This is a genomic window from Roseomonas sp. TS2 (assembly GCF_058833935.1).
In genome coordinates, this window is record NZ_JCACVY010000289.1 from 1 (window position 1) to 3616 (window position 3616).

Annotated in this window: 4 protein-coding genes; 1 reads left to right on the plus strand and 3 read right to left on the minus strand. The window is 70.9% G+C overall.

Features of this window, described 5'->3' with window-relative positions; genetic code table 11:
- Both ACZJYS_RS23430 and ACZJYS_RS23435 read right to left on the minus strand, forming a co-directional pair.
- The coding region (locus ACZJYS_RS23430; protein WP_493180523.1) for a Bug family tripartite tricarboxylate transporter substrate binding protein at positions 1-977 on the minus strand (977 nt) is incomplete at its 3' end.
- Entirely contained in the window at positions 949-1713 is a 765-nt protein-coding gene (locus tag ACZJYS_RS23435; RefSeq protein ID WP_109515289.1) for a GntR family transcriptional regulator, read from the minus strand. The genes ACZJYS_RS23430 and ACZJYS_RS23435, both read right to left, overlap by 29 nt.
- A 122-nt stretch (positions 1714-1835) precedes the next feature.
- Here ACZJYS_RS23435 and ACZJYS_RS23440 point away from each other — a divergent pair, with 122 nt between their 5' ends.
- Complete coding sequence (locus ACZJYS_RS23440) at positions 1836-3038, plus strand: CaiB/BaiF CoA transferase family protein (protein ID WP_245906054.1); 1203 nt, start codon at positions 1836-1838, stop codon at positions 3036-3038.
- A 280-nt stretch (positions 3039-3318) separates the two neighbouring features.
- Here ACZJYS_RS23440 and ACZJYS_RS23445 read toward each other — a convergent pair.
- On the minus strand, positions 3319-3616 hold a 298-nt coding region (locus tag ACZJYS_RS23445; RefSeq protein WP_493180524.1), incomplete at its 5' end, for a DUF3597 domain-containing protein.

Below are 3616 nucleotides of genomic sequence, written 5' to 3' on the forward strand. Positions count from 1 at the left end.
CCCTGTTTCCAGAAATCCTCAATCTGCGCCTGCCAGACCGCCCGGCCCGCCACGCTCTCGGCCGACTGGCCGGAGCTGCTGAGGTAGGTCTGGTAGACCGGCGTCTTCATCGCCTTCACCAGCCCGTCCGACAGCTTCGCCACGCGGTCCTCCGGCGTGCCCTTCAGCACGCAGAATCCACGGGTGGTGGCGGCGGTGAAGTCGATGCCCAGCTCCTTGGCCGTCGGCACGTCGGGCGCGGAGGAGACGCGGCTGGCGGCCAGCACCATCAGCGGCTTCACCTCGCCGGCGCGGATCTGCGCCTCCGCCTCGGCGAAGTTGAGCAGGCCGATGTCGATGTTGCCGCCGACCACGTTCACCACGATGTCGCCGCCGCCGCGGAAGGGCACGGCGGCGTGCTGGATTCCGGCCGCCTTGGAGAAGCCCGCCACCGCCACATGGTCCACGCTGCCGGCATGGGTGATGCCGAAGCGCAGCGGCCGCTTCTGCCCCACCGAGGCCAGCTCGTCGGCCGAGCGCAGCGGGCTGTCAGCCCGCACCATGACGAATTGCGGGTCCTCCGTGGCGCGGGCGATGCCGACGATGTCCTCGATCTGCACCGGCGGCGACTTGCTGCGCAGCATGGTGATGAGGTGCGTCTGCGTGATCAGCAGCAGGGTGTGGCCATCCTTCGGCCGGCTGGCGGCATAGGCCAGGGCGGCGGCGCCGCTGCCGCCGGTCTTGTTCACCACCGTGAAGTCCATCCCCAGCACGGCGGGGGCCTGGGCCGTCATCATGCGTGCGGTGATGTCGGTGCCGCCGCCGACGCCGGCATGCGTCACCACCTCGATCGGGCGGCTGCCGAAGGCGGGCTGGGCGCGCAGCAGGGCGGGGGCGGCCAGCAGCCCCGCGCCCAGGGCGCCGAGCCCGGTCAGCGCCCGGCGGCGGCTCCAGGCGCCGGGGGTGGTGTCATCCGGCGGAATCCTCGTCTCGAACATGGTCTTCCTCTCCTCGCGCGGCCGCTTCGCCGGGCCGCTTCTGGCCGGGGGGCTCGGTGCCCCCGGTTGGGGTGGAGGTGGCGAAGCGCCGCTTGCCACCCCGGATATGCGCCTCGCCCGCCACACGCGCCGCGGCGCCATCGCCGTCGGTCAGGGCGCGCAGGATCTTGGCGTGCTCGGCATTCGACTCGCGCATGTTCTCCCGCACCACCAGGGCGCGGCGGCGGAACAGCGTCAGCTCCTTGCCCAGGTCGTCGTAGAGGCGGACGGCGCGGCTGCTGCCGCCCATGCTCATCAGCGCGGAATGGAAATCGAGGTTCAGCGCGTAGTAGCGGGCGGCGTCATCAGCCTCGGCCGCCGCCTCCATGCCCCGCACCATGGCCTCCAGCGTGGCGATCTGCTCCGGCGTGGCGCGGCCGGCCAGGCGCTCGCAGGCGTAGCCGGTGAGGGCCACGCGCAGGTCGTAGACATCCATCGCCTCCTCGGCGCTGAGCTGGCGCACGAAGGAGCCCTGGTTCACCACCGTCACCACCAGGCCTGAGCGGTCCAGCCCGCGCACCGCCTCGCGCACCGGCCCGCGGCTGACGCCGAGCCGCGCCGCCAGCGCCTGCTCGTTCAGGCGCGTGCCCGGTGGTATCTCCCCCGACAGGATCATGCGCTCCAGCTCGTCGGCGACGAGCGAGGCGAGCGACTGGGTGCGGACGATGTGGAGCGGGGAGACGGAGCTTTCGGCCATGGGGACCAAACTGCCAAATCCGCCCCCCTTCTGTCTACTGTCAGCAACGGACACCGGATGTCCTCTGTTAACAGTTTGCACAAGGCCGAACGGGTGCTAGCCTCCCGCTCCAGGGAGAACACATGATGACGCATGCCCACCCCAAGGCTTCCACGGCCCTCTCGCGCTTCACCGTGCTGGACCTGACGCGGGTCCGCTCGGGGCCCACCTGTGTCCGCCAGCTGGCCGACTGGGGCGCGGAGGTCATCAAGATCGAGATGCCCGAGGGCATCGACGCCGGCGACCCGATGGGCGGTCCGCGCCAGGGCCCGGATTTCCAGAACCTGCACCGCAACAAGCGCGGCATGACGCTGAACCTGAAGGACCCGGACGGCGTCGCCCTGTTCAAGCGCATGGTCGAGAAGGCGGACGTGGTGGTGGAGAATTTCCGCCCCGACGTGAAGTCCCGCCTCGGCATCGACTACGAGGCGCTGGCGGCGGTCAACCCGCGCATCATCCTCGCCTCAATCTCCGGCTTCGGCCAGGACGGGCCCTATGCCAACCGCCCCGGCTTCGACCAGATCGCGCAGGGGATGGGCGGGCTGATGTCGATCACCGGCCTGCCGGGCCAGGGGCCGGTGCGCGTGGGCATCCCCATCGCCGATCTCTGCTCGGGGCTGTTCGCCGCGCAGGGCATCATGGTGGCGCTGCTGGAGCGCGAGGTGAGCGGCAAGGGCCAGTGGGTGCAGACCTCGCTGCTGGAAGCGCAGATCTTCATGCTGGACTTCCAGGCGGCGCGCTGGCTGCAGGCGGGCGAGGTGCCGAAGCAGGCCGGCAACAACCACCCCACCAGCATCCCGACCGGCGTGTTCAAGACCCGCGACGGGCACATGAACATCGCCGCCTCCGGCCAGCGTATCTGGGAGCGGCTCTGCCAGGTGCTGGGCAAGACGGAGTGGACGCAGGACCCGCGCTTCGCCAGCGGCAGCACCCGCAGCCAGAATCGCGACGCGCTGAACGCCGAGATCGAGGCCGTCACCGTCACCGATGACAGCGCCGCCTGGGTTGAGAAGCTGAACGCCGCCGGCGTGCCCTGCGGCCCGATCTACGCCATCGACCAGATGTTCGCGGACCCGCAGGTGAAGCATCTGGGCATCGCCCGCCACCTGAACGGCGGCAGCAACGCGGCGCAGGATTATGTGGGCCAGCCCTTCCGCCTCAGCCGCACGCCGAGCGAGGTGGTGACCCACCCCCCTGCCCTGGGCGAGCACACCGACGCCATCCTGGCCGGGATGGGCCTCTCGGGCGAGGAGATCGCCGCGCTGCGCGCCCGCCAGGTGGTCTGAGCCACCGCCTGCCGGGCCGGTGCGGCGCGCGCCGCACCGGCCAGGGGCGGCCGGGAGAAGGCGGCCCACCGGCCTGCAGCCTCCCGGCGATTCGCCGGGCCGCTTCATCGCCCCTGAGGATCAAGGGACGATGAACTTCGCGGAAGCAGCGGTGATCCTCGCCGGCCATGTGCTGAACGTGGATCGCGGCTTCCGCGCCGCCGGCGTGCTCTAATGATCCGGCCGAAGGCGCCTGAGGGCGGTCCGCCCTGCCCCTGTAGGGGCAAGGTGGGGCCGCTACTCAGTCCTTGAGGTCGGCCGGCACCTTGCCGCCATTCTCGGCCAGCTTGCGCATCACCTGCTTGTGCAGCCAGATGTTCATGCCGGCGGAGTCACCCATGTCGCCGGAATAGTCCAGCTCGCGCGCCAGCGCCTTGCGGTTCTCCAGGCTGCTGTCCAGCCCGAGCAGCTTCATCAGGTCGACGATGGAGGTGCGCCAGTTGAGCGACTGGCCGTTCTTGGCGGCCATGTCGTTCAGCACCGCCTCCACGTCCACGGGCTCGGCGGGCGCGGTGGCAACGCCCGGGGCCGGCGTCGCC